25 protein-coding genes are annotated in these 24,564 nt (G+C 69.0%); 11 read left to right on the top strand and 14 right to left on the bottom strand.

Annotation, left to right across the window (positions count from 1 at the left end):
* Positions 1–1,353 (bottom strand): ABC transporter substrate-binding protein, encoded by a 1,353-nt coding sequence (locus ON41_RS34550; protein ID WP_040752719.1) that lies wholly within the window; start codon positions 1,351–1,353, stop codon positions 1–3.
* Between the two features lie 354 nt (positions 1,354–1,707).
* Between ON41_RS34550 and ON41_RS34545 the strand changes: the two genes are divergently transcribed.
* The 4 genes from ON41_RS34545 to ON41_RS34530 are packed head-to-tail and all read left to right on the top strand — an operon-like array spanning position 1,708 to position 5,294.
* Entirely contained in the window at positions 1,708–2,970 is a 1,263-nt protein-coding gene (locus tag ON41_RS34545; protein WP_040752718.1) for an aromatic ring-hydroxylating oxygenase subunit alpha, read from the top strand.
* A complete protein-coding gene (locus ON41_RS34540; RefSeq protein ID WP_040752717.1) occupies positions 2,960–3,304 on the top strand; it encodes a hypothetical protein in 345 nt (114 codons plus the stop codon). The genes ON41_RS34545 and ON41_RS34540 overlap by 11 nt, the downstream gene beginning before the upstream one ends.
* A gap of 3 nt (positions 3,305–3,307) precedes the next feature.
* Positions 3,308–4,435 (top strand): acyl-CoA dehydrogenase family protein, encoded by a 1,128-nt coding sequence (locus ON41_RS34535; protein WP_051163159.1) that lies wholly within the window; start codon positions 3,308–3,310, stop codon positions 4,433–4,435.
* A gap of 55 nt (positions 4,436–4,490) precedes the next feature.
* Positions 4,491–5,294, top strand: coding sequence for an acyl-CoA dehydrogenase family protein (locus ON41_RS34530; RefSeq protein WP_373281379.1), 804 nt, complete (start codon positions 4,491–4,493; stop codon positions 5,292–5,294).
* Between the two features lie 105 nt (positions 5,295–5,399).
* Here ON41_RS34530 and ON41_RS34525 read toward each other — a convergent pair whose 3' ends face one another.
* From ON41_RS34525 to ON41_RS34510, 4 genes are all read right to left on the bottom strand, one after another.
* Complete coding sequence (locus ON41_RS34525; protein WP_051163157.1) at positions 5,400–5,798, bottom strand: hypothetical protein; 399 nt, start codon at positions 5,796–5,798, stop codon at positions 5,400–5,402.
* Between the two features lie 76 nt (positions 5,799–5,874).
* Positions 5,875–6,675, bottom strand: coding sequence for a class I SAM-dependent methyltransferase (locus tag ON41_RS34520; protein WP_040752716.1), 801 nt, complete (start codon positions 6,673–6,675; stop codon positions 5,875–5,877).
* A gap of 70 nt (positions 6,676–6,745) precedes the next feature.
* Positions 6,746–7,243 (bottom strand): MTB12 C-terminal domain-containing protein, encoded by a 498-nt coding sequence (locus ON41_RS34515; RefSeq protein ID WP_040752714.1) that lies wholly within the window; start codon positions 7,241–7,243, stop codon positions 6,746–6,748.
* Between the two features lie 44 nt (positions 7,244–7,287).
* Complete coding sequence (locus ON41_RS34510; protein ID WP_040752713.1) at positions 7,288–8,073, bottom strand: enoyl-CoA hydratase; 786 nt, start codon at positions 8,071–8,073, stop codon at positions 7,288–7,290.
* A gap of 207 nt (positions 8,074–8,280) precedes the next feature.
* Here ON41_RS34510 and ON41_RS34505 point away from each other — a divergent pair, with 207 nt between their 5' ends.
* Complete coding sequence (locus ON41_RS34505) at positions 8,281–8,934, top strand: TetR/AcrR family transcriptional regulator (RefSeq protein WP_040752711.1); 654 nt, start codon at positions 8,281–8,283, stop codon at positions 8,932–8,934.
* Positions 8,935–8,977: 43 nt separating this feature from the next.
* Entirely contained in the window at positions 8,978–9,796 is an 819-nt protein-coding gene (locus tag ON41_RS34500; protein ID WP_040752710.1) for an acyl-CoA thioesterase, read from the top strand.
* On the opposite strand, the gene ON41_RS34495 is transcribed toward ON41_RS34500, so the two are convergent.
* Together ON41_RS34495 and ON41_RS34490 are read right to left on the bottom strand one after the other, a co-directional pair.
* Positions 9,774–10,658, bottom strand: a complete 885-nt coding sequence (locus ON41_RS34495; protein WP_040752822.1) for an ArgK/MeaB family GTPase — start codon at positions 10,656–10,658, stop codon at positions 9,774–9,776. The two genes, ON41_RS34500 and ON41_RS34495, sit on opposite strands and share 23 nt — an antisense overlap.
* Before the next feature lie 17 nt (positions 10,659–10,675).
* Entirely contained in the window at positions 10,676–11,821 is a 1,146-nt protein-coding gene (locus ON41_RS34490) for a thiolase family protein (RefSeq protein WP_040752708.1), read from the bottom strand.
* A gap of 119 nt (positions 11,822–11,940) precedes the next feature.
* On the opposite strand from ON41_RS34490, the gene ON41_RS34485 reads away from it, so the two are divergent.
* Together ON41_RS34485 and ON41_RS34480 are read left to right on the top strand one after the other, a co-directional pair.
* Entirely contained in the window at positions 11,941–12,705 is a 765-nt protein-coding gene (locus tag ON41_RS34485; RefSeq protein ID WP_040752707.1) for an SDR family NAD(P)-dependent oxidoreductase, read from the top strand.
* A 140-nt stretch (positions 12,706–12,845) separates the two neighbouring features.
* Positions 12,846–14,213, top strand: a complete 1,368-nt coding sequence (locus ON41_RS34480) for an LLM class flavin-dependent oxidoreductase (RefSeq protein ID WP_040752706.1) — start codon at positions 12,846–12,848, stop codon at positions 14,211–14,213.
* Here ON41_RS34480 and ON41_RS34475 read toward each other — a convergent pair.
* The 3 genes from ON41_RS34475 to ON41_RS34465 are packed head-to-tail and all read right to left on the bottom strand — an operon-like array spanning position 14,197 to position 16,941.
* A complete protein-coding gene (locus tag ON41_RS34475; protein ID WP_040752705.1) occupies positions 14,197–14,961 on the bottom strand; it encodes an enoyl-CoA hydratase/isomerase family protein in 765 nt (254 codons plus the stop codon). The two genes, ON41_RS34480 and ON41_RS34475, sit on opposite strands and share 17 nt — an antisense overlap.
* A gap of 2 nt (positions 14,962–14,963) precedes the next feature.
* Positions 14,964–16,052, bottom strand: a complete 1,089-nt coding sequence (locus ON41_RS34470) for an acyl-CoA dehydrogenase family protein (RefSeq protein ID WP_040752703.1) — start codon at positions 16,050–16,052, stop codon at positions 14,964–14,966.
* Entirely contained in the window at positions 16,039–16,941 is a 903-nt protein-coding gene (locus tag ON41_RS34465; protein ID WP_040752702.1) for an acyl-CoA dehydrogenase family protein, read from the bottom strand. The genes ON41_RS34470 and ON41_RS34465 overlap by 14 nt, the downstream gene beginning before the upstream one ends.
* Positions 16,942–17,058: 117 nt before the next feature.
* Between ON41_RS34465 and ON41_RS34460 the strand changes: the two genes are divergently transcribed.
* Complete coding sequence (locus tag ON41_RS34460; protein WP_040752820.1) at positions 17,059–18,129, top strand: ferredoxin--NADP reductase; 1,071 nt, start codon at positions 17,059–17,061, stop codon at positions 18,127–18,129.
* Between the two features lie 143 nt (positions 18,130–18,272).
* Here ON41_RS34460 and ON41_RS34455 read toward each other — a convergent pair whose 3' ends face one another.
* From ON41_RS34455 to ON41_RS34440, 4 genes are read right to left on the bottom strand one after another with little or no spacing between them, the layout of a single operon-like run.
* Positions 18,273–19,325, bottom strand: a complete 1,053-nt coding sequence (locus ON41_RS34455) for a CaiB/BaiF CoA transferase family protein (RefSeq protein ID WP_040752701.1) — start codon at positions 19,323–19,325, stop codon at positions 18,273–18,275.
* Between the two features lie 4 nt (positions 19,326–19,329).
* Positions 19,330–20,286 carry a TIGR03564 family F420-dependent LLM class oxidoreductase gene (locus ON41_RS34450; protein WP_040752699.1) on the bottom strand — a complete coding sequence of 319 codons (957 nt, stop codon included), beginning with the start codon at positions 20,284–20,286 and terminating at the stop codon, positions 19,330–19,332.
* Between the two features lie 37 nt (positions 20,287–20,323).
* Complete coding sequence (locus tag ON41_RS34445; RefSeq protein ID WP_040752698.1) at positions 20,324–20,734, bottom strand: cobalamin B12-binding domain-containing protein; 411 nt, start codon at positions 20,732–20,734, stop codon at positions 20,324–20,326.
* Positions 20,734–22,311, bottom strand: coding sequence for a methylmalonyl-CoA mutase family protein (locus ON41_RS34440; RefSeq protein WP_040752697.1), 1,578 nt, complete (start codon positions 22,309–22,311; stop codon positions 20,734–20,736). Before ON41_RS34440 ends, ON41_RS34445 begins: the two co-directional genes overlap by 1 nt.
* A gap of 90 nt (positions 22,312–22,401) precedes the next feature.
* On the opposite strand from ON41_RS34440, the gene ON41_RS34435 reads away from it, so the two are divergent.
* Positions 22,402–23,235, top strand: coding sequence for an SDR family oxidoreductase (locus tag ON41_RS34435; RefSeq protein WP_040752695.1), 834 nt, complete (start codon positions 22,402–22,404; stop codon positions 23,233–23,235).
* Positions 23,236–23,257: 22 nt separating this feature from the next.
* Complete coding sequence (locus tag ON41_RS34430) at positions 23,258–24,562, top strand: NtaA/DmoA family FMN-dependent monooxygenase (protein WP_040752693.1); 1,305 nt, start codon at positions 23,258–23,260, stop codon at positions 24,560–24,562.
* Positions 24,563–24,564: the final 2 nt, after the last annotated feature.

Genomic DNA, 24,564 nt, shown 5'->3' with positions numbered 1-24,564 from the left:
TCACTTCAGATCGCTCATACTCTTGCCGACATCGGCCAGAGTGGTGGGCTTGCCGAAGTCGCGGGTGTACTTGTACGCCGTGAAGCCGCACCGGAAGACGCCGTTGTTCGGCTTGAAATCGGCTGTCTCCCAGCCGTTCTGGGTACCCTTCTGCACGTTGAAGCAGCGGGTCTGCTCCGCGAGCGGTTTCGACAGGTCCACCGGGGCCTGCAATCCGCCGCCGGTCCACGCCGTCTCCTTGCTCGCGGCGTTGTAGACGCACGAGCGGGTGAGGGTGTCGCCGCAGCTGCTCGCCGACTTCGCGAACAACAGCCAGGACTGGAAGGCGCGCAACGCCTGGAAGGTGATGTCGGCGTCCGGGGCGTACTGCTTGAACAGATCCTTCAGCTGCTTGACCGCGGGCACCTGCCCGGCCGCGTCGAGCGGGGCGGTGCCGCTCATGTCCAGCACGTTGTTCTGCGCGCTCAGCGAACTCTTCGCCGCGTCGAGGAACATGTTGTTGTAGGAGTTGGCGTTCGCGTCGATCCAGTCCAGCTTGTAGTTCATGCTCGTGAGCACGTCCTCCAGCTTGGCCAGATAGCGGAAGTCGCCGAAGAAGATGAGGCCCTTGACATTCGCGGACTTGATCGCCTGCGCGTAGGGCGTCCAGTCGGAGACGCCGGCGATCGGGTACAGCTCGTTGTAGGTGATCTTCGCACCCGCCGCCGTGAGCGATTCGCTCATCTTGTCGCCCATGACCTTCGTGATGGGCGAGTCGCCGTTGATCATGCCGACCGCCCCGGCCGAATCCGGATAGGCCTCCTTGATCAGCCAGTCCTGGAAGCCGGTGTACGGATTCACCGCCTCCGAGGCCGAGGATCCGGCGGCCAGCTGCAGATCGGAACCCGTGTTGGCGGTCTGGGTGACCTGCGCGGGGAACTCCGGCAGCAGACACGACAGGCGGTCCTTCACGCCCAGGCCGTCCAGCGCCGCGCTGCCGCCGACGAGGAAGAAGTCCTCGCGGCAGGCGTCGAGCATGCGCTGGCGGACCTCCATGAGCTTGGTGTCGCGCAGGTTGGTCTTCAGCTTGCGGCCGTTGATCCCGCCCGCGGCGTTGCACCAGGAGGTGAACACCTTCGCCGCGTCGACGAAGTCCGGATTCTTCGTGAAACCGATGTCGGAGAACATGCCGATCTGAATGTCGGACGCCGTCACGCCCTGGGCGGAAGCGCTTTTCGCGCTCCCCGGCCCGCAGACGCCGGTCAGGGTGCCGAAGTCGCCCGTGGCGGCCGGACTCGAACCCGAACCCTCTTCGGTCCCGCGGGTGCCGCCCTCGCGGCCACAGCCGCCGGCCACGAGAAGCGCGACCGCCATCAGGGCAACGACTATGCGCTGCGGTTTCACCGTAGTTCCTCCTCCATGGGCCGAACGGCCGAGGCCGGGTCGTGGCCGATGCCGCACCCGCTATGGAAACTATCTTCTCAGAATTGGATAATCAATGGATGTCTTTTGGAGAGCATCATCTACGCCTAGTCGTCGGCGGGCCCGGGGACCCGGTCCGCGGACCCCGGCGCGGCCGGGACTCGCCGCTGGCGTTGACACTGCCTCCGTACCATGGAAATCTTATAGTTGAAAAATGAGAATCTGATTCTCATGACGCGGTGCGGGCCCGCCGGCCCCGGTGCCCGTCACCTTCGGCACAGCCGCCGGACTACGAAAGGTAATCCCTTGGCACACTTCACCAAACCAGCGGCCGGGAGCTGGACCGAGAACTATCCCGAGCTGGGCACCGAGCCGGTGGACTACACCGACTCCATCGATCCCGCCTTCTACGAGGACGAGCGCCAGGCGATCTTCCGCAAGAGCTGGCTCAACGTGGGCCGGATCAACCGGCTGCCCAAGGTGGGCAACTACTTCACCAAGGAACTGTCCTGCATCGGCACCTCGCTGATCATCGTCAAGGACACCAAGGGCGTGGTGCGGGCGTTCCACAACATCTGCCGCCACCGCGGCAACAAGCTGGTGTGGGACGACTACCCCGGCGAGGAGACCGCCGGCACCTGCCGCCAGTTCACCTGCAAGTACCACGCGTGGCGCTACAGCCTCGAGGGCGATCTGACCTTCGTGCAGCAGGAGAAGGAGTTCTTCGACCTCGACAACAGCAAGTTCGGGCTCAAGCCCGTGCGCTGCGAGGTGTGGGAGGGCTTCATCTTCGTCAACCTCGACGAGCACGCCAAGCCCCTCACCGAATACCTGGGCGGCTTCGCCAAGGGCCTGGAGGGCTACCCGTTCGAGAAGATGAGCGAGGTGTTCAGCTACCGCGCCGAGATCGGCAGCAACTGGAAGCTGTTCATCGACGCGTTCGCCGAGTTCTACCACGCGCCGATCCTGCACATGAAGCAGGCGGTCAAGGACGAGGCCGACAAGCTGGCCAACGTCGGCTACGAGGCGCTGCACTACGAGATCGACGCGCCGCACTCGATGGTCTCGTCGTGGGGCGGCATGGCCCCGCCCAAGGACCCGAATATGGTCAAGCCGATCGAGCGGGTGCTGCGCAGCGGGCTGTTCGGCCCGTGGGACCGGCCCGATATCGAGGGCCTCGATCCGCTGCCGGAGGGCATCAACCCGGCCAAGCACCGGGCCTGGGGCGTCGACGAATTCGAGTTCTTCCCGAACTTCTCGCTACTGTTCTGGGCGCCGGGCTGGTTCCTGACCTATCACTACTGGCCGACCGCCGTGGACCGCCACATCTTCGAGGCCAGCCTGTATTTCGTGCCCGCCACCAATGCCCGCGAGCGGCTGGCGCAGGAGCTGGCCGCGGTCACGTTCAAGGAGTACGCGCTGCAGGACGCGAACACCCTGGAGGCGACGCAGACCATGGTCGCCACCCGCGAGGTCACCGAGTTCCCGCTCAACGACCAGGAGATCCTGCTCCGCCACCTGCACAAGACCGCCCAGCGGATCGTGAAGGAGTACCGCAATGGCAACTGATCCGAACGCAGCCCGGCTCCCCGCCGAATTCGCCGAGTTCGCGCGATTCTCGGACTGGATCCTGCCCACCGAACCGGAGCGCTACCGCAAGCGGCTGGACTCCTCGATGGAGGAGATGCAGGACCTCTACGACACCGTGTTCCCGCGGCTCGAGGAGGCGATGGAGTACTGCGACAAGTACGACCTCTACGACCTGCCCGACGAGGCGCGCAACCTGTTCCACCTGCTGCAGTCGCTGGTGATGGTGTCGTTCCCGGTCGAGGTGTGGAAGCAGCCGCGCGTGCCGGATTCCGGTGCGGCCTATCTCGATATCGTCCGCGAGCCGGTGGTCTGACCCGTGGCGGCGCCGGGCACGACGGCCGGTGCGGAGCCCGCGGAGCAGATCGCCGCATTCCGGTCGGGCCTGCGTGCCTGGCTGGACGGCAACGACCTGACGCCGGGCCCGGACCAGTCGCTGGACGGGCAGGTCGAGCAGCTGCTGCGGGTGCGGCGCGCGCTCTACGACGCGGACTGGATGCGCTACGGCTGGCCGGCCGAGGTGACCGGGCTGGGCGGTCCGGCCGCGTTGCGCGCGGTCCTCGGCGAGGAGGTGGCCTCGCGCGATCTGGCCGAACCCGGAATCTATTCGATGATCGAGGTGCTCGCGCCGACGATGATCGGTTACGCGCGGCCCGGACTCGCCGCCGAGATGGTGCCGCTGCTGCTGTCCGGCCGGGAGCAGTGGTGTCAGGGCTTCTCCGAGCCCGAGTCGGGCAGCGATCTCGCCTCGCTGCGCACCAAGGCCACCCCACGGGGCGACGACTGGGTGGTCAGCGGGCAGAAGGTGTGGACGAGCCTGGCGCAGTACGCCGCTCGCTGCGTGCTGCTCACCCGCACCGGGCCCGGCCACGACGGGATCACGGCGTTCTTCGTCGATATGGACTCCCCCGGCATCACCGTGCGGCCGCTGCGGACGATGCACGGCGTGGACGAGTTCGCCGAGGTGTTCTTCGACGACGTGGTGGTGCCCGGGGACCGCATGCTCGGCGGTCCCGGGGACGGCTGGCGGGTGGCGATGGATCTGCTGCCCTACGAGCGGTCCACCTGCTTCTGGCACCGGATCGCCTATCTGTTCACCCGGCTCGACGAGATGGTGGCCCGGACCGATCTCGACGACGACGCCGAACTGGGCGCCGCGTACCTGGCGCTGCACACGGTGCGCTGCCGCTCCGCGGCCACCCAGCGCCGTCTCGCCGAGGGCGCGCGCCTCGGCGCGGAGACCTCCGTCGACAAGGTCCTGCTCGCGACGGCCGAGCAGCGGCTGTTCGACACCGCGCGCGACTTGCTGCCCGGCGCAATCGAATTCACCGATCAGCGGTGGCGCACGGAGTACCTGTACTCCCGGGCGGCGACGATCTACGGCGGCACGGCGGAGATCCAGCGCAACATCATCGCCCGGCGCCTACTCGATCTCGGGAAAGAGTGACCGTGGCTGTGTGTACGCGACCCGGCACACCGTCCTGTGACGTCAGCGAGGAGTGATCATGGCAGAGCTTGACGCCGGCGAGGTGGAGTTGCTCGCGGCGACGCTGCGCAAGACCATGTCCGGCATCCGCGGGCGGGAGCTGGACGCGGCGCTGACGGACCTGGGCTGGCCGGAGTTGCTTGCGGACGCGCCCGACCTCGCGGTGCCGATGGTGTTCCGGCTGCTCGGCGAAACCGGTTCGCACGCTGCGGTTCTCGACGACGTCGTGCGGCAGGCTGTCCCTCTCGCGGAGGACGTGCCCGTGCCGCTGCCGTTCGCCGGTGGCGCGTGGGCGCTCTGGGATCGCGACGGCGAATCCGGAGGTTCGGTGGACGAGGAACTGCCGCTACGGACGATCGCATCCGGGACCGATCTCCCCGACGCCGCACTCGCCGCCGGACGGCGCGCACTCGGCTGGTGGCTGCTCGGCACCGGACACGCCATGCTGGCGCTGGCACGCCGACATGTCTTGGAACGCAAACAGTTCGACCGCCCCCTCGCCTCCTTCCAGGCCGTCCGCCACCGCCTCGCCGAAACCCTGGTGGCCCTCGAAGGCGCAGAGGCCACCCTGAATACGTCCGACGGCGATCTTGGCGCACTCCTCGCCAAAGCTGCCGCCGGTCAGGCAGCCCTCACCACCGCCCGCCACTGCCAGCAGGTCCTCGGCGGCATAGGCTTCACCGCCGAACACGCCCTCCACCGCCACGTCCGCCGCACCCTGGTCCTGGACGGACTCCTGGGCAGCACAAGGGAATTGACCCGACAGGCAGGGGCCCACCTCCGCACCACGAACACGGCCCCCCGCCTAGCTCAACTCTAACCCCGGCCACCCCTGCGTACCTCCAACTTCCCACGCACACAACGCCGCCGACACCGCAGCCGCCAACGCGGCGCCCGCACCTCTGGCAGACCGCGCGCACTTCGCTCAGCCGGTGTGGGTACGGCCCGGAGCATGCAGCAACCACCGCCATCGCGGTAACTCGGTCACCGCCGTGACGAACACCAAGGCGGTGACCAGAACAGCTAGCCACGGTTGCCAGGCGAGCCAGGAGCCGATCGCGGCCACCACCAAGTGGAGCACGACGAGACCGATCGTGACGGTGCCCGGAACCGGAACGAGAATGTGCTTCTTATCCCCCGGCGTGGAGAACAGGGTCGGCGCACCGACGAGCACCACCACGGCCACAACGGCAAGCACGACCGAATATCCGGCCAGCGCCCACGGGGTGACGATCCAGGCGACAAGTTCGGTGCTGAACCGCAGGAACGAGGCAATACGCCCTCGATCAGTGAGATTGGGCGACACATCCGCACGCTCGAGCATGGCCGACAGCGTAAGCGAGGACCGGCGACGCCGCCCCCTACGCTGACACCAGCCCCGGCATCACCGATTCACGTGATCAGGCGACACTCACAGCGACACTGTAGCCTTTCGGATCCCGCCACCCGTCGCCGTCGTTCGACGCGAACCACTCGTCGATCGCCGCCGACAGGTCGGCCCGGATTGCGGCACGGACCGGCTGATCGGTGGGGATGCCGTAGAACGAGAACAAGGACGCTGCGAACCGGAGCAGCGACGCGGGTTCCGTGAACAGCAGGGCGTCGTCGTGGCGGGTGAGGGCGACGTTCCCGAAGACGCCGGTCATCATGTCGGCGATGGTGTCCGAGTTGACCACAGCGTTGATCATGCCGACCGGAGGCCGGATTCCGTGGCGGCGGGCGTGGTCGGCCACAAGGCCGTGGGTACGACCGCACGCGTTCGCGTGGTTCACCGTGACGGCGACCGAACCGCTCGGCGCGGTGATCCGCCGGAACTCGGACAACGCTGCCACCGGATCGATCAGGTGGTAGAGCATGTGGCGCGCCGTGACGACGTCGAATTTATTGTCCCCGAACGGCATCAGCGTGGCGTCGGCCAAGACGCCCTTCACTCCCGCTACCCCTTCTGCCACTGCGACCATGGTGGGTGAGTTGTCGACACCGACCAGACAGCCGGAGTGACCGCTGCCGGACAGGCGGGCGAGGAATCGGGCGTCGCCGCAGCCGATGTCGGCCAGATCCTCGCTGCCGCGCAGGCCGAGCGCGTCGATGACGGCGCGAATGATGTCGCCGGGGTGCTCGGAGTACTTCTCGTGGGTTTCGATGCGGGTGGCCAGCGCAGCGGTATCCGAGTACTCGCTGGCTAGCGTCGGTATGGACATGCGCCTCCTGGCTCGCAGAGCAGTGCCGCAGCGCTGGGGACGGATTGCGCTGCGGCACTGGGGGGTCGGGTCAGCAGGCTGGGGAGTTGCCGCCCTGGATGGCGAGGAGGGCGCAGAAGGTGGGGGTGGCTACCTTCCATTGGCCGCCTTCCTTGACTGCTTGGCCGGTCTGGTCGGGGAGCATGGGGTTGCCGCCGATCAGGATGCTGTAGGTGACGTCGGCGTGGTCGGGGTCGGTGAGTTTGACGCCGGCGACGGTGGACGAGGTGCCCTGGGCCTGGGGGTTGGCCGCTTGCGCCTCCAGGATCGGCAGGAAGACGTCGCCCTTCTGGACGATCGCGGCCTTCTGCTGGGCGGGGGTGGAGCCGCTGAAGAAGGCCGTGTAGACGTCGGTGACGGCCTTGGTCGTGGCCGGATCCGCCTGTGCGGCCGCGGCACTGGTGGCGGCCGCCGACGTCGTCGCCGCGGTGGACGAATCGTCGTCGGAGCCGCAACCGGTCAGTGCCACCGCCGCGACGAGCGCCGCGCCGCAGAAGACCGCGGACCTGCGAATGATGGAGTCGTGCATAGGGTTTCCTCGTTTCACTGAACAGAGAGGGGTGGGTGCGCGGCCTAACGCGTCTGGGACTTCATCTCGTCCAGCGCGACAAGAATGGGGTAGCCACTCACGCTCAGCGCGTTGCCGTGGCCGGTCTGGTGGACGTCGAACACCGACTGGATCGCGGCGTAGAAGCCCTGCACGTCCAGCGTCTGGTTGACCGCGCGCTTGGCCTGCCGCAATCCGAACGGCGGCATCGCCGCGATGCGGGCGGCCAGCGCCGCGGTCTGCTCGTCGAGTTCCGCGCGCGGGACGACCTGATTCACCATGCCGACCTGCTTCGCTTCCTCGGCGGTCACCGGCCGCCCGGTGAACAGGATCTCCTTCGCCTTGCGCGCGCCGAGTTCCCATGTGTGGCCGTGATATTCGACCCCGCCGATACCCATCAGCACCACGGGATCGGAGAACTGCGCGTCGTCGGCGGCCACGATGAGGTCGCACGGCCAGCACAGCAGCAGGCCGCCGGCGATGCACTTGCCCTGCACCGCGGCGATGGTCGGCTTCGGGATATTGCGCCAGCGCAGCGAGTACTCCAGGTAGCGGCGCGCCTCGTTGGTGTAGACGAGTTCCAGGGTGATCTTGCTCAGTTCCTCGCCGCCGCCGTCACGCAGATCGTGCCCGGCCGAGAAGTGCTTACCCTCCGCACGCAGCACGATGACCGACACCTCCGGATCGTCCGCGGCGCGGGTCCAAGCGGCGTCGAGTTCGTCGAGCAGGGCCCGGTTCTGCGCGTTGGCGGCCTCGGGCCGGTCGAGCGTGATGGTCGCGATCCGGTCGGCGACCTCGTAGCGGATGTACACGTCGAACTCCTCAGCTCCGGGACGACCGGACCGGCGTGGCTACGCACCGGCTCTCGATGCGCGGTGTGTGGCGAGAATATCATTCTCCGAACCGGAAGTGTAAGTCTCTTCAACAGAGACGAAAATACTTACTCTGGATCAAGTAACTCTCATTCTCCGGTACAGTGCATTCATGTTCTCTCCAAATGACCGGGGACCGAGGCACCGGTGACCACGCCGAGCGAGAAGCCCGCCTGGAAGCAGCGCGCCGTCGAACGGTCGTTGCGCACCGCGAAGCTGCGCGCCGAGCAGCGCGTACAGCGGTTCCTCGACGCCGCCCAGGCGATCATCACCGAGAAGGGCACCACGGACTTCACCGTGCAGGAGGTCGTGGACCGCTCCAGACAGTCCTTACGCAGCTTCTACATGCAGTTCGACGGCAAGCACGAGCTGCTGCTCGCCCTGTTCGAGGACGCGCTGAGTCGCACCGCGGACCAGCTGCGCGCCACGGCCGACGGGCAGACCGACCCCTTGGACAAGTTGCGGGTGGCCGTCGAGCTGCTGTTCGAACTGTGCCGGCCGGACCCGGCGGCCCGCCGCCCGCTGTTCACCGATTTCGCACCGCAGCTGCTGATCTCGCACCCGGGTCACGTCAAGGTCGCCCATGTGCCGATGCTCTCGCTGTTCACCGAGCTGATGGATATGGCGAAGGCGTCCGGGCAGCTGCGCACCGAGATGAACTCGCGCCGGACGGCGGCCATGCTGATGCAGACCGTCATGTTCATCGCCCAGTCCGCCGGGGCCTCGAGCGAGGAGGCCCAGCACCCGATCACGGCCACCGAGACCTGGGAATTCTGCGCGCACGGCTTCGCGATTCAGTGAGAACCTAATTCTCGTAGTGGAGAATTTGACTTACACTCGGTACATGTCCGAACTGTGGAGTGATCTCGTCTCCTGCCTCGACCTGTCCCCCTCGCCGTCGTCCGACGAGTCCGAGACCCTGCTCGAGGGCCGGAATCTGCATCTGGCCTATCGCCGGGTCTTCGGCGGTCAGCTGCTCGGCCAGTTCGTGCGGGCGGCGAGCGCGGCGGCGCCCGACAAGGCGATCAAATCCCTGCACGCGATCTTCGTGCGCGAGGGCCGGACGGACGAGCCGATCCGGTATCGGGTGCGACGGCATCACGCCGGGCGCTCGTTCGCGACGGTGTCGGTGGTGGCCGAGCAGTCCGGCGGCGTCATCGCCACCGCGTCGATCTCGCTGCACGCCGAGGAACAGGGACCGGAGCGGCAGACGGTCGAACCCGTTCCGGCGCTGCTGTCCGCCGAGCACAAGGTGCAGTGGGGCCTGCTGCCCTGGGAGACCCGCGCGACCGCGGATCTGGACGATCTCGGTTCCGCGCCACCGGAATTCGAGTTCTGGATGCGCACGCCGGACGTCGCGCCGGAGCTGGCCCCCGCGCTGGTCGCCTACGCCACCGACCTCACGCTGATCGGCACGGCGCTGCGCCCGCTGGAAGGCTATGCGCAGAGCGGCAACGGCACCGCGTTCGTCTCGGCGGTCACCTCCCACACCGTCTGGTTCCACCGCCCCGTCCGCACCGACGATTGGCTCCTGCTGCGCCAGCACAGTCCCCTGCTCGCCCACGCCCGCGCCTACGGGCGGGGTGACATCCTCACGGAGAAGGGCACTTTGGTCGCCTCGTACGCGCAGGAGGCCATGGTCAGGATTCCTGAGCAGAGCTGAGCCCGCCGCCTAGCAGCGAATCAGCGGCACTGTAGGCATCACACTCACCATCGGCGACCGCGGCAGCCAGGCGGTCCAGGTCTGCGTGGGTGCGTAGGCGGGTCTGGGCCAGGGAAAGGATCTGCGCTCGGGCCCTCGCTGCGCGGCGTTCAGGCGTGTCCGTGCGGTGGTGGGCCTCGATGGCCTCGACCAGTTCCGCGACGCGCTCGCCACGCGAAGCGATCAAAGTGAGGATGGGTGCGGCGGATTCGGCGCGGAGGTCGCGGACGGTCTGTTCGGCGCCTTCTCGGTCGGCTTTGTTGACCACCAGGAGGTCGGCTACCTCGAGGAGGCCCGCCTTCGCGGCCTGGACGGCGTCGCCCGCGCCGGGGTTGAGGATTACCAGGGTGGGGTCGGCGACGGCGGCGATCTCGATCTCGGACTGGCCGACGCCGACCGTCTCCAGCAGGACCACGCCGTAGCCGAGCGCCGCGAGCAGGGCGATCGCGGCGGGCACGGCGGCCGACAGGCCACCCAGGTGGCCACGGGTGGCCAGCGAGCGGATCAGCACACCGGGATCATCGATGTGCTGGGCCATCCGGATCCGGTCGCCCAGCAGTGCGCCGCCGCTGTAGGGCGACGAGGGGTCGACCGCGAGCACGGCGACCTTCAGCCCGCGCTCCCGGTAGACGCGCACGAGCGCGGCGATGGTCGTCGACTTCCCCGCGCCGGGCGGGCCGGTCACCCCGATCACCCGCACGGGCGCGGGAGCGACCGCGGCCTGGACCTCGCCCCGGCGCTCCCCCTCGACCAGGCTCAGCAGCCGCCCCACCGCGCGGATCGACCCCGCCCGCGCCTGGTCGAGGAGTTCACTCACCGGCACACCGCTCGCCGAGGTTTTCACGCAGCCGGTACCTCGATGACGGTGGCCGAGCCCATGCCGCCGCCCGCGCACATGGCCGCGATACCGAAACCGCCTCCGCGACGGCGCAATTCGTGCACCAGCGTGACGATCATGCGAGCGCCGGTCGCCGCCACCGGATGGCCGAGCGAGCAGCCGCTGCCGCTCACGTTGACCAGATCCGGATCGAGGTCCAGTGCCCGGATGGCGGCGATCGGCACCGAGGCGAAGGCCTCGTTGATCTCGATGACCCGCACCGACGACAGCGAGATCCCCGCCCGCCCGACCGCCTTGGTGATCGCCTCGATCGGTGCCAGGCCGGTCTCGGCCGGATCGACGCCGACGGTCGCCCACGAGCGGATGTAGGCCAGCGCGGGCAGCCCCAGCCGCTCGCTGGCGACCGCGAGCCCGGCCGCGCCGTCGTTGGCGCCGCACGCGTTGCCGGCGGTGATGGAGAAGCCCTCGATCTCCGGGTGCAGCACCTTCAGCCCGCCCAGCTTCTCGAGCGAGGTGTCGCGGCGGGGGTGCTCGTCGGTGTCGAACAGTCCGTGCGGGGTCTCGATGGGCACGATCTCTTCCTTGAACCGGCCCTCGTCGATCGCGGCGATCGCGTTGCGGTGCGAGCGTAGCGCCCACGCGTCGAGGTCCGCGCGCGACAGGCCCGCGCGCACGGCGGCGTTCCAGCCGACGGTGATGGACATATCCATCGCGGGCGCGTCCGGGCGATCCGGGTGGCTCGGCGAGACCCACGGGTCGATCCACTCGTCCTCGCCGACCTTGAACCGGGCGCGGGGCGCGGTGGAGTCGGAGTTCACCCCGCCCGCGATCACGAGTTCGTCCATCCCGGCGCGGATTCCGGCCGCGGCCGTCTGCACCGCGGACATGCCCGCCGCGCAGTGCCGGTTCAGGGCCGCGCCGGGCGCGCCGGTCAGCCCGGCGGTGACGGCCGCGTGCCGGGCCACGACGCCGCCGCCGTAGCGGCCCTCCCCCAGGATCACGTCGTCGACGCGGGCGGCGTCCAGGCCCTCGGCGACCGCGCCCACCACGTGATGGGCCAGATCGAAGGCGTTGGTATCGCGCAGCGTCCCCTTCCGGGCGGTACCGATGGGGGTCCGCAGTGCGGACACGATGACGGCTTCAGGCATGTGACGGCCTCCAATTCGGCGACGGGTGCTCGGCGCGGCCACTCGAGTGCTCGTGTGAAACACGGCGAGAATGCTATTTTCTCAATAGGAGAGCCACAGTTGCAAGATTGGATTATCACATGCAGATCAAGGGAAGCTCCGCATTGGTGGTCGGCGGGACCGGCGGATTGGGCGAGGCCACGGTGCGCCGCCTGCACGCGGCCGGCGCGCAGGTAGTGGTCGCCGATGTCGCGGACGACAAGGGCAAACAGCTCGAGGCCGAACTCGGGATCCGCTACCAGCACACCGACGCCACCGACGAGGACTCGGTCCTGGCCGCCATCGCCGTGGCGGAATCGCTGGGACCGCTGCGCATCTCGGTCGACACCCACGGCGGTCCGGCCAAGGGCGGGCGGCTGGTCGGCAAGGACGGCTCGCCGCTGTCGCTCGACGGGTTCCGCACGACGATCGAGTTCTATCTCACCGCGGTGTTCAACGTGCTGCGGCTCTCGGCGGCCGCGATCGCGAAGACCGATCCCCTCGACGAGGGGGCCCGCGGCGTCATCGTGAACACCGCCTCGATCGCGGCGTTCGAGGGCCAGATCGGGCAGATCAACTATTCGGCGGCCAAGGGCGGCGTGGTCGGCATGACGCTGGTCGCCGCGCGCGACCTGTCCCCGCTGGGCGTCCGCGTGGTGACGATCGCGCCCGGCACGGTGAACACCCCCGCCTACGGCCAGGCCGCCGATCAGCTGGAGGCCCACTGGGGCAAGCAGGTGCCGTTCCCCAAGCGGATGGGCCGGTCCGAGGAGTACGCGCAGCTGGCCACCGCGATCATCGAGAACGACTATCTCAACGGCGAGGTGATCCGGCTCGACGGCGCGCTGCGCTTCCCGCCGAAGTAGACGGCGTGCTGCCGGCCGCGTCCCCGGGGGCGCGGCCACGCAGCGGCTTCGCGTCCTGCTGATTCCAAACGCTGACGTGACACGTTCCGTCGCGGAGTCTGGTTCGGGCATCGGCCCGCTCCCGACCCCGAGGATCTCCCATGTCACGCGAACTGCACCTTGCCGGCTTCCTGATCGCCTCGCACGTCACCCACTCCCACGCGGCGTGGCGGCATCCGGGTTCCACGACCGACTACCTGGGCCCCGAGTACTACACCCGGGTGGCGCGGACGCTGGAGCGCGGCACGTTCGACTTCCTGTTCTTCGCCGACCTGCTCGCGACGCCCGTCCGGTACGGCGACGACATCCGGGTGCCGCTGCGCAGCGGCACGCAGGCCTCGGCGACCATCGATCCGGCGCTGGTGGCCGCCGGGCTGGCCACCGTGACCGAACGGCTCGGACTGGCGATCACCAAGTCCACCACCTACTTTCATCCGTACGAGGTGGCCCGGATCTTCGGCACCCTCGATCACCTGTCGCGCGGGCGGGCCGGCTGGAATGTCGTCACCTCGCTCAATCAGGCCGAGGCGCGGAATTTCGGCATCGACGATCATCTCGGCCACGACGAGCGCTACGAGCGCGCGCACGAGTTCCTGGAGGTGGCCCACAAGCTGTGGGGCAGTTGGGATTCCGACGCCCTGGTCCAGGACAAGGCCTCGGGCGTGTTCGCCGATCCGGACAAGGTGCGCGTCGTCGACCACGACGGGACGTGGTTCAAGACTCGCGGCCCGCTGACCGTCCCGCATTCGCCGCAGAGCCGCCCGGTGCTCATCCAGGCCGGATCCTCGCCGGTGGGTAAGGATTTCGCGGCCCGCTGGGCGGAGGCGGTCTTCGAGATCGATCCGACGCCGGAGGGACGCAGGGCGTACTACGACGATCTCAAGTCGCGCGCATCGGATTTCGGCCGGAATCCCGACGATCTGAAGATCTTCCCGTCCTTCGTCCCGTTCGTGGGCGAGACCGAGTCGATCGCCCGCGAGAAGCAGGCGTTCCACAACGAACTCGCCGATCCGATCTCCGGGCTCATCACGCTGTCGGTGCACACCGACCACGACTTCTCGCGGTACGACCTCGATGCGCCGATCGAGGAGGTCGTGGTCCCGGGGACGCAGGGCCTGTTCGACGTCGCGCGCCGGCTCAGCGTCCGCGACAACCTGACGCTGCGCGATATCGGCAAGCTCTACGCCCAGGGCGTTCTGCTGCCGCAGTTCGTCGGCACGCCCGAGCAGATCGCCGATCAGATCGAAGAGGGATTCCGCGGCGGCGAGGCGGACGGGTACATCCTGTCGGCCGCCCAGGCGCCGGGCACCTTCGACGATTTCGTCGACCTCGTGGTCCCGGAGTTGCGGCGGCGCGGCCTGTTTCGCACCGCCTACACCGGAACCACCCTGCGCGACCACCTCGGGCTGGGACCCGCGAGCCTGACGCCCGCGCCGCGCCGGTCCGCGACCGTCAGCTCCGGTCGGTGAGTTTCGCGATCACCGCGCGGAAGTCCTCGCTCTGGAAGGTGAGGTCCTCCGCGGTGGTCGCGAAGTCCAGGGTCGCCAGCACCGACCGCTCCAACGTCAGGTTCAGCAGGCGCTTGGTGCTCTCCACGGCCTGGCGCGGCAGTTCCAGGATGCGTTTCGCGCAGGCCAGCGCCTCGGTCACCGGATCGGCGACGACGTGGTTGACCAGCCCCATCTCGCGCGCCCGCGCGGCCGGGATCTTCGCGCCGGTGAGCGCGTACTCCTTGGCCAGCAGCAGGCTGGTGTGCAGCGGCCAGGTCAGCGGCCCGCCGTCGGCGGCGACGAGCCCCACCTGGACGTGCGGATCCTTCAGGTACGCCGTCTCGGCGATGTAGGCGACATCGCTCAGCGCGACCAGGCTGCACCCCAGCCCGACGGCCGGGCCGTTGACCGCCGCGATCACCGGCACGCGGCAGCGGGCCATGCCGAGCACGATGTCGCGGCCGTGCGCGATCGTCTTCGCCCGCAGCTCCGCGTCCCGCCCGAGTTCCGCCAGATACGCGAAATCGCCACCGGCGGAGAACGCCTTCCCGGCCCCGGTGAGGACCGCGACGCGCGCCGACCGGTCCTCGGAGAGCCGGGGCCAGAGCCGGGCGAGGCCGGTGTGCAGGTTGTCGTCGACGGCGTTGAGCGCGTCGGGGCGGTTGAGCGTGATGATGCGGATCGGTCCGTCGGACCGGACCTCGATCTCGTCGGGCAGGTCGTACATGGTCAGACTCCTAGTCCGAGGATGCGGGAGGCGATGATGTTCTTCTGGATCTGCGAGGTGCCGCCCATCACGCTCTGCGCGCGGCTGTAGAAGTAGCTGCCGAGCAGTTCGGGGTCCTCGGTGCCGGTGACCGCGAGCGCCGCGTGGCCGACCGACTGGTCCACCCAGGTCATGAGCAATTTGTCGAGCGATCCGTCGGGGCCGTGCACCACGCCGTCGAGCTGTTCGGACAGCCGCCGGCGCACGTGCAGCCGCAGCATCTCCGTCTGCACCGCCGCCCACGCCAGCTCCTCGGGCGGCGGCCCGTCCAGCCGGGAGGCCAACTGCCGCACCAGCTTTCCGTACCGCGCCGCGTAGCCGAGTGTGGAGGGCTCGCGTTCGTGCCCGACCACGGTCATGGCCATCTTCCAGCCGTCGCCGGGTGCGCCGACCAGTTGATCCGCGGGCACCCTGGCCCCGTCGAAGTGCACCTGCCCGAACTCGCGGGTGACGCCGCTGATCATCTTCAGCGGCCGCTGCTCCACACCCGGCTGTTTCATCGCGATGATGAACGCCGAAATGCCTTTGTGCCGCGGCACATCCGGGTCGGTGCGGGCCAGCAGCAGGCACCAGTCCGCGACATCGGAGTAGCTGGTCCAGATCTTGTGGCCGTGGATGACGTAGTCGTCGCCGTCGCGGGTGGCCGTGGTGGTCAGCGAGGCCAGGTCCGAGCCCGCGCCCGGTTCGCTGAATCCCTGGCACCAGCGTTCGGTGCCGTTGATCATGCCGGGCAGGAACCGCTGTTGCAGTTCCTTGCTGCCGTGCCGGCCCAAGCCCTGCACGAGATAACCGAGGCTCGGCCGGGGCGGGGCTCCCGCGAGGGCCAGTTCCTCGTCGACGATCACGTCGAAGACCGGCGGCAGTTCGTGGCCGCCGAACTCCTTCGGCCACGACGAGCCGAAGAATCCCGCCTCGTACAGCGCCTGATGCCATTCGCCCTGCCGCGCCCAGTACTCGTCGCCGGAGGTCGGGAAGCGGCCCGCGGTCTCGGCCAGCCAGTCGCGCAGCCGCGCCCGGAACTCGGCCTCCTGCGGGGAATCACGAAAGTCCAAGATCTATCTCCTTCAACGAGACCGGGAACAGTTCGGTCGAGACCAGCGCGCGGCGCAGGAAGACGTGCGCCAGGCAGTCCCAGGTATTGCCGATGCCGCCGTGGACCTGGATGGACGCCTCGCAGACGGTGCGGGCCACGCGCGCGGTGTAGACCTTGGCGATGCGCGCCGCCTCCAGCGCCGCCGCGGGAGTCAGATCGTCGACCGCCCACGCCGCGTGCCGCAGCACGCTGATCGCGCCCTCGATCAACGCCTGGTTCTCGGCCAGGATATGTGCCACGGCCTGGTACGAGCCGATGCTGCTGCCGTACTGCTCGCGCACCTTCGCGTAGTCGACCGCCAGATCCTGTGCGCCGCGGGCGGTTCCGAGCAGATCGGCGGTGGTCGCGGTGACGGCCAGCGCCTGCCAGCGCACCGCCTCGTCGGCCGGCAGCTCCCCGACCTCCTCGACCTCGCCCGTCAGCGTCGCGGACTGCCGGGTCAGGTCGGCGCCGGGCGCCACCCGGCCGAGGGCCGCCGACCGGATGCGCACGCCGTCGACGATCGCCGCGCGACTGCTGCCGCGCGCGTCGACGGCACGGTCGCCGATCCCGATCGTCCAGCCGCGCTCACCTTCGGGCAGGGTGCGCAGACCGTCGGCGAGCACCGGGCCGAGGAAGGCGACATCGACCAGGCCGCGCCCGAATTCCTCGGCCACGATCGCGACCTCGACGCCGGACGCGCCGTCGGTCCGCAATGTCCGCCAGCCCGCGGTGCCCACCGCGCGCTCCAGCCGGGCGCGGCGGACCTCGTCGTCCAGGTCGGCGACCGAGCCGGGGCCCAGATCATCGGCCAATTTGGCGGCGGCATCACGCAGTTGCCGCTGCTCGCTGCTCAGGCGGACATCCATAGCGCTCCTCGGGGGCTCGGCGAACCGGTGCTCCAGAACATATTGAGAGATCCCGTCTCGTGAGTGAGAATGTAATTCTCATCTTACTAGAATCTATCTACCAGGAGGATGCGGTTCATGGCGAGACCCTCGTTTTTCCAACGGGCGACCGTGACCCGGATCGTGAAGGAGAGCGTCGACGCCCGCACATTCGTGCTGGCGCCGCACGACGGTCCGATCACCTACCGGGCCGGACAGTTCTGCACGTTCCGGGTGCCGGTGGACGGTACCGCGCTGTTCCGCTCCTATTCGATGTCCAGCGCGCCGGAGACCGACACCGAGCTGATGACGACGGTGAAACGCGTTCCGGGCGGCAAGGTGTCGAACTGGATGCTGGACAATCTGACCGAGGGCGACGAGGTCCAGATGTCCGGCGCGGCCGGGCGGTTCTGCCTGCGCGAGACCGATGTCCCGCTGCTCGGCTACAGCGGCGGCAGCGGTATCACGCCGATTCTGTCGCTGACCAAATGCGCGCTGGCCACCACGGGGCGGCAGGTGCGGCTGCTGTGCGCGGACCGCGACGCCGACTCGATGATCTTCGAGACGGTGCTGGCCGAGCTGGTCAGGGAGTACCCCGGCCGGCTGGAGGTGGTGCGGCATCTGGATGCCGACGGCGGTTTTCTCGATGCCGCCGCGGTGCGGGCGTTCGTCGGCCCGGACGGCGGCGCCGACCACTATGTCTGCGGCCCTGAGGCTTTCATGGAGATGGTGGAGCTGGCGCTGCCGGGGCCGGGGCTGGTGTACAGCGAGCGGTTCGGGGCGCCGGCGCCGGTGCCGGTGCCGGAGGATTCCGGCCAAGAGCATGCCGGAAAAATGGAGAGCGGGACGCCGGTCGCGACGGAGGGGACAGCGGGTGCGGCGACGGCGAGCAGCACGCCCGGCACTGTCACGATCTTGTTGAACCGTAAGAAGAAGACCGTGCCGCGCAAGGACGGTGAGACCCTGCTGGAGAGCGCTCGGCGGGCGGGGCTGACGCCTCCCTTCTCCTGCGAGCAGGGCAACTGCGCCACCTGTATCGCCAAGGTAACCGAGGGCAGCGCGTCGCTGCGGCAGAACAATGCCCTGACCGACGACGAGCTGGACGACGGTTACGTCCTGACCTGCCAGGCGGTTCCGGAGACGGAGTCGATCACCGTCGACTACGAGTGAGCGGCCGCGCGCTGGGCCGCCGCACTCGCCGCGGCGCTCAGCGAGGCCGCCACCGCCCCGCCGTCGACCAGGAAGGCCGCAGCGGCGGCGATATCGTCCGGAGTTCCCAGGCGGCCGCGGGCTCCTCTCGCTGCGACTGTGTCTCAGTCGTCGTGCTCGCCCAACCGCGGCGGCGGCCCGTACTCGGGCCGATACCCGGTGACCCGGATCGGGTTGCCGACCAGTCGATACTCCCCTGCGGTGACAACGGTGTCCAGACTGGTGTCCAGCGCCTCTGGGAGTTCCCGGACCGCCGCGGCCGGGATGCCGAGTGGCCGCAGCCGGGCCTCCCAGCCGGTCGCGGTATCGGCGGCCAGGGCCGCGGTGACCGCCTCCAGCACCTCGGCGCGGTGCGCGGCCCGGTCGGCCATCCGCTCGAATCCGGTGACGCCCGCCTCGGCCGCGAAACTCTTCCAGAAGCCGTCGTGGGTGACGAACAGCGCCAGGTAACCCTCGGCGGTCGGGAAGATCTGCGCGGGAACGTAATACGAGTGCGCGCCGAACGGCCGGCGCCGCGGCCGCTTCCCGTCGTTGAGATACGCGGCGGCGTGATAGTTGAGCTGGGAGAGCATGACCTCGTAGAGCGAGACGTCGATCTGCCCGCCGCGCCCGGAGACGATCTGCGCCAGCAGGCCCAGCGCCGCGGTGAGCCCGGTGGAGTTGTCCGCCGAGGAGTAGCCCGGCAGCGTCGGCGGCCCTTCGGGATCGCCTGTGAGAGCGGCGATCCCGGCGGCCGCCTGGATCACGTAGTCGAAGGCGGGGTCGTCACCGCCGCGCAGTCCGTAGCCGGTGATCGCCACGCACACGATCTTCTCGTTGAACTCCCGCAACGCGTCATAGGTCAGCCCGAGCCGCCGGATCGCCGACGGCTTCAAATTCACCAGCAGCGCATGCGACCCCGCCACGAGTTCACCCAGGCGCGCCCGCCCGCCCTCGCTACCCAGATCGATACGCACACTGCGCTTTCCGCGGTTGAGACTAGCGAAGTAGCTGTCGCTCACCTGCCGGGAAATGTCACCGCTCACCGGTTCCAGCTTGGTGACCTCGGCCCCGAGATCGGCCAGCATCATCGTGGCATAAGGCCCGGCGAGCATGGTGCCGACCTCGAGAATGCGAATTCCAGCCAGCGGCCCGGCCCCGGAATCGGTGGGAGGCATGTGCTCACCGCAACTCAGCGGCCAGGCGGGCGATCGTGTCGCGGGTGCGGCGTTTGGAGGCGACGAGTTCGTCGCGGGTGTCGCCGATCGGGAGCAGTCGCACCGACAGATCTGTGGCGCCGGCCTCGGTGTAGCGGCGCAGGCCCGCGGCGATGGTGTCCTCGTCGCCCGCGAGGCAGAGGTCGCCGATGTCGCGGGCGTCGCCCTGTTCCAGGAGGCGCTGGTAGTTGGGGGATACCTCGGCCTCGCCCAGGATGCGGTTGGCGCGTGTCCTGGCCGCGTCGATTTCGCTTGTGGCACACAGGCATACGGGGAGACCGGCGACGATACGCGGGGCCGGACGCCCGGCGTCGGCGGCCGCCTTGGTGATCTTGGGCGCGATGTGGTCCGCGATGGCCCGTTCGTCGGCCATCCACAGGACGGTGCCGTCGGCCCGCTCCCCCGCGATCCGCAGCATGACCGGTCCGAGCGCGGCGACGAAGACCGGCACCGGCGCCACCGGACCCAGCGCGAGCGGATTGTGCACGGTGAAGGTCTCGTTCTCCACGTCCACCGGACCCGGGCCGCGCAGGGCGGTATTCAGCACGTCGAGATAGTCGCGGGTGTAGGCGGCGGGCCGGTCGTAGGGCAGGCCCAGCATGTCGCGGACGATCCAGTGGTGCGACGGCCCGACGCCCAGCGCCAGCCGTCCCGCGGCGGCCGCCTGCGCCGAAAGCGCCTGGCGCGCAAGGGCGACCGGGTGCTGCGCCTGGAGCGGCACGACCGCGGTACCCAATTCGATCCGCGAGGTCCGCAGCCCCATGGCCGCGATGGTGATCAACGCGTCGAAGTCGTTGGGCACCTGCGGGATCCACGCGGTATCCAGGCCCGCGGATTCGGCCCACTCGATATCGCGCAACATCCGGTCCAGTTTGCGCGCGGAGTCACCCTTCTCCGGCCCGATCATCACTCCGATGCGCACTGCGTCTCCCAACTGCGTGAATTCGAGGCCCGGCGGTTCATGCGCCGGTGGTTCCGGTCAGCTTGCGGATCTCGGTGACGAGCGTGTCCAGCGGCGTACTCGTCGGAAAGACCGCGGCCGCACCGGCTTCCGTCAGGCGCGGCACATCGGCCTGCGGGATGGTGCCGCCCACGACCACCGCGATATCGCCCGCACCGGCCGCGCGCAACGCGTCGACCACGCGGGTGGTGAGCGCGACGTGCGCGCCGGAGAGGATGCTGAGGCCGACCACCGCCACATCCTCCTGCAGCGCGATCGACACGATGTCCTCCACGCGCTGGCGAATCCCGGTGTACACCACCTCGAATCCGGCGTCGCGCAGCGTGCGGGCGACGATCTTGGCGCCGCGGTCGTGGCCGTCGAGGCCGGGCTTGGCGACCAGGACGCGCGCGGGCGACGGGGCGGTCATCAGAACACCACCGGCTGCTGGAACTCGCCCCACACCGATTTCAGCGTCGCGGTGATCTCGCCGACCGTGCAGTACGCGTTGGCGCAGTCGATCAGGCGGTGCATCAGATTCTCGTCTCCCTCCGCGGCGAACGACAGCGCGGTGAGGGTGTCGCGCACCGCCGCGGAATCGCGCTCGGCCTTCACCCGGGCCAGCCGCTTCAACTGCCGGTCGCGGCCTTCCGCGTCCAATTCGTAGGTGCCGATATCGGGGGCGGGCTCGTCGGAGACGAACCGGTTCACCCCGACCACCGGATGCTCGCCCGACTCCACCGCCTGATGCAGCCGGTACGCCTCGTCCGCGATCAGGCCCTGGAGATAGCCGTCCTCGATGCACCGCACCATGCCGCCGTGCTGCTCCAGATCGCGCATGATCTCGATGATCTTGGCCTCGGTGGCGTCGGTGAGGGACTCCACGAAATACGAGCCGCCGAGCGGATCGGCCACCCGGGTCACCCCCGTCTCGTAGGCGAGCACCTGCTGGGTCCGCAGCGCCAGCGTCGCGGACTCCTCGCTCGGCAGCGCGAACGGCTCGTCCCACGCGGCGGTGAACATCGACTGCACGCCCCCGAGCACAGCGGCCAGCGATTCGTAGGCCACCCGGACCAGATTGTTCTGCGCCTGCGGGGCGTAGAGCGACGCGCCGCCGGCCACACAGCCGAACCGGAACATCGACGCCTTGTCGGTCGTCGCGCCGTAGCGCTCGCGCACGATGGTGGCCCAGCGCCGCCGTCCCGCACGGTATTTCGCGACCTCCTCGAAGAAGTCGCCGTGGGTGTAGAAGAAGAACGAGATCTGCGGCGCGAACTGGTCGACGGTCATCCGGCCGCGCGCGATCACGGTGTCGCAGTACGTGACGCCGTCCGCGAGGGTGAACGCCATCTCCTGCACCGCGTTCGCGCCGGCGTCGCGAAAGTGCGCGCCCGCCACCGAGATCGCGTTGAACCGCGGCACCTCGGCCGCGCAGAACTCGATGGTGTCGGCGATCAGCCGCAGCGACGGTTCCGGCGGCCAGATCCAGGTGCCGCGCGAGGCGTATTCCTTGAGGATGTCGTTCTGGATCGTGCCGGTGAGCTTGTCGCGCGGCACGCCCTTCTTCTCCGCCGCCGCGACGTAGAACGCCAGCAGGATGGCCGCGGTGCCGTTGATGGTGAAGCTGGTGCTGATCTTGTCCAGCGGGATGCCGTCGAACAGCACCTCGGCGTCGGCGAGCGTGTCGACGGCGACGCCGACCCGGCCCACCTCCTCACCGAACTCCGGATCGTCGGAGTCGTAACCACATTGGGTGGGCAGGTCGAGGGCGACCGACAGCCCGGTGCCGCCCTGCTCCAGCAGGTAGCGGTAGCGCTGGTTGGACTCTTCGGCGGTGCCGAAACCGGAGTACTGCCGGAAGGTCCACAGCCGCCCGCGATAGCCGGTGGAGTAATTGCCCCGGGTGAACGGATACGCCCCCGGCGGGGGCGGGTCATCACGCCGATCGTCCGGCCCGTAGACCGGCTCCAGCGGGATCCCGGACGAGGTGTACACGTGATTGTTCATCATCGAATATGCTACTTCCGGAAAACGAGAATGCCAATACCATTGGTAGCGAACGCCTGCTCACAGGCGCGTTCCGGCCCGAGGAGTGTCATGTCCGACCAGCATCGACCGTTGACCGACCGCACGATGGTGATATCCGGCGCGAGCCGCGGTATCGGGCTGGCGATCGCCGTCGCCGCCGCCCGGCAGGGCGCGAACGTGGTCCTGCTCGCCAAGACCGCCGACCCGCACCCGCGGCTGCCCGGCACCGTGCACACCGCCGCGGCGGAGATCGAGGCGGCGGGCGGCCGCGCGGCCGCGGTGGTCGGCGATGTCCGCGAGGAGGCGGACGTCCGGCGCGTGGTGGACACCGCGGTGGAGCGGTTCGGCGGGGTGGACCTGTGCGTGAACAACGCGAGCGCCATCGCCACCGAACCCACCGAGCAGCTGTCGGCCAAGAAGTTCGATCTGATGCAGGACATCAACATTCGCGGCACGTTCCTGCTGACCCAGGCGTGCCTGCCGTATCTGCGCGACGCGGCCAACCCGCACGTGCTCACCATCTCGCCGCCGGTGAACATGAATCCGCGCTGGCTCGGCGCGCATCCCGCCTACACGCTGTCCAAGTACGGGATGACCCTGCTGTCCCAGGGCTGGGCGGCCGAATTCGCCGACGCCGCAATCGCGTTCAACTGCCTGTGGCCGCAGACGTTCATCGCCACCTCGGCGGTCGCCAACATGCCCGACGGCGAGCGGCAGCTCGCGGCGTCCCGCAGCCCGCAGATCATGGCCGACGCCGCGCTGGCGATCGTGACGCGCCCCGCCGGGAAGGTCACCGGCAACTGTTTCCTCGACGCGGACGCCCTCTCGTTCTACGCCGGCATCGACGACCTGACGCCCTACGGCGGCGGCGAGAACCCCACGCCGGACCTGTTTCTCGACTGATGCGCCACGACGGGAGACGCCCATGACCCAGCAACGCCATCTCCATCTGAACCTGGTGGCCAACGACCTCAACCTGCATCAGGGAGCCTACGAATACGAACGGGCGCAAGGCGTTCCCGAGCGCGGCGCCTTCGAGCGCCTGCTCGAGTACGGCGCGTTCGGCGACGAGGGACTGTTCACCGCCTTGTTCGTCGGCGACATCCCCGGTATGCAGGGGTCCCCGGCATTCGACGGCGGGCCGGCCGAGCCCATCACCACCCTCACCGCGATCTCCCAGCACACCAGGCATGTCGGCCTGATCGCGACGGCGTCGACGACCTTCTACGACCCGTATAACCTGGCCCGGCTGCTGGCCTCGCTCGACCAGGCCTCCGACGGCCGCGCCGGGTACAACGCGGTCACCTCGGTGACCGATCGGTTCGCCCTCAACTACAGCTTGCGGCACCACCTGGATCGCGAGGAGCGCTATCGGCGCGCCGACGAGTTCCTCGAGGTCCTGCGGGCACTGTGGGACAACCGGTCGATGCGCCGTGATCCCGACGGCCGTAACCGATTTCACGCCGAGCCGATCGACCACGAGGGGCCACTGTTCCAAGTCTCCGGACCACTCAATATCGCGCCCAGCCGCCAGCAGCGGCCGCTCATCGCACAGGCCGGCGGATCCGGGCCCGGCATCGAGGTCGCCGCCAAACACGCGGAGATGGTGTTCACCAACTCCTCCACCCGCGCGGGCGCGGCGGTCTACCGCGAGGCGCTGGACAAGGCGCTCATCGCAGAGGGCCGGGCGCCGGGCTCGGTCCCGGCCGTCCCCGGTCTCATCCCCTACCTCGGCCGCACGGCGAAGGAGGCCGAGGAGAAACTGCGGGAGCTGGACGGTCACGTCGACTGGGACCCCCTCGCGCCGTTCGCGCTGGGCCAGTTCGGCCTCGACATTCCGCTCGGCGACCTCGCCGAGCCGTTCCCCACCCATCTGCTGCCGCGCCCGGAGGACGTGGAGAAGACGATCAAGAGCACCTTCGGCAACTACGTCGGGCTCTACACCTGGATTCAGCAGCGCCCCGGGGTGACCGTGCGCGAGGTCGTCGCACAGGCCGTCGGCCGCGGCGGGGCGACGCACCGCAAATTCGTCGGCGCCTACGACGACCTCGTCGACGACTTCGCGGCCTGGCACGACGACGGCAACGTCGGCGGTTTCAACCTCATGTTCGCGGCGGGCGCGACCGCCATCCGCGAGTTCATCGACGAGGTGGTGCCGCGCCTCATCGACCGCGGCCTCTACCCCAGCACCCCCACCGATCGCCCACTGCGAGAACGATTCCGGGACTGACG

The sequence above is a fragment of the Nocardia transvalensis NBRC 15921 genome (assembly GCF_000308875.1).
Classification (GTDB): domain Bacteria; phylum Actinomycetota; class Actinomycetes; order Mycobacteriales; family Mycobacteriaceae; genus Nocardia; species Nocardia transvalensis.
This window is presented reverse-complemented; position numbering and strand designations above follow the sequence as displayed.